The organism is Leisingera sp. F5 (genome assembly GCF_001593695.1).
In genome coordinates this window covers 1-1,094 of the sequence record NZ_LUKH01001349.1, presented here as the reverse complement: position 1 = coordinate 1,094, position 1,094 = coordinate 1, and the positions used below count along the sequence as shown (strand labels likewise).

General features: G+C 56.8%; 2 protein-coding genes. One reads left to right on the top strand and one right to left on the bottom strand.

Annotated elements, in window-relative coordinates:
* Positions 1-21: 21 nt before the first annotated feature.
* Positions 22-612: an NAD(P)H-dependent oxidoreductase gene (locus tag A2I95_RS41355; protein WP_027256802.1), complete on the bottom strand. Its 591-nt coding sequence runs from the start codon at positions 610-612 to the stop codon at positions 22-24.
* Positions 613-719: 107 nt separating this feature from the next.
* Here A2I95_RS41355 and A2I95_RS41350 point away from each other — a divergent pair.
* Positions 720-1,094 (top strand): TetR/AcrR family transcriptional regulator (locus A2I95_RS41350; protein WP_291738078.1); only part of this gene is annotated, 375 nt, incomplete at its 3' end.

Below are 1,094 nucleotides of genomic sequence, written 5' to 3'. Positions count from 1 at the left end.
TTTCATGGCTGTTTCAGACGATTATGCAGCTAAGGCGCCAAGCTCCGACGCGGTGCTCAGCCAGGCTGCGCGCTCATCCGCACTTGACCCTTGCAATGCACCGAAATGGCAGGTCTCCACCGGATCAATTCCCACGAAATTCATAATCTGGCGCTCTACCTGAACATGCGCTGCATTGGCATAGAACTGCTCCATTAGGTCAGGTGGCGTGTCCGACGCCACCAGCACCCGGCCCGATTTTCCGGCCAAAAGCGGTTTCGGCAGGCCATCGGTCACAGTGCGCGGATCAAACGTGCGGCCGGGAAGCAGAATGCGGTCAAACAACCCCTTCAGTTTCCCCGGCATCCCGCCCCACCACAGCGGAAAGGCGAGGACCATATGCTCCGCCCATTCAAAGTCTGAAAGCACTGTTTCGATCTCGGGCTCCAGCCTCTTTGCACCGGAAAACCCGGCCTGGCCGAAATCTGCATCAAACTCCAATTGAGACAGATTATGCATGCGCACAATATGCCCTGCACCTTCTGCTGCGGATGCGTAGGCTTTGCATAGCGCCTGCGTGAAAGTGTTCTCAGCCGGATGGCCGTTCAAGATCAGTATTTTTCGGGCAGACATGCCATTCTCCATGAGTTAAGTTGACCGCGGTCACTTTATTGAAAAAAAATGACCGCGGTCAATTGTAAAAGTGACCGCGGTCAGTAACGAACCCGTGAGGATGAAGCATGACACGCGCACCACAGAAGCGGCGGCTGGAAACCCGCGCAAAACTGCTCAGCACTGCAACCGCTATCGTCCAGGATCAGGGCTATAGCGGATTGCGGGTTGAAGATGTGGTTGCCCGCGCCGGCGTCGCAAAGGGCACCCTGTTTGCCCATTTCAAGGACAAGGACGGGCTGCTGGCCGTCCTGATCGGGGAGGAAGTGACACGGCTGCTTGACGGGATGGAAACCGCAAATGCCCCTTCGGACGTTGCTGAACTGACCGCCCGGCTTGCACCACATCTTGATTATGTCGCGCAGGACCGGGTGATTTTCGATCTGCTGCTACGCTATTCAGGCACCACCGCGGATGAGCCGGATGAAGTTGTCACCGCAAGC

Bases quoted from the DNA above. Each gene is read 5' to 3' on its own strand.
- A2I95_RS41355 (WP_027256802.1), bottom strand. From the start codon at position 612: ATGTCTGCCCGAAAAATACTGATCTTGAACGGCCATCCGGCTGAGAAC.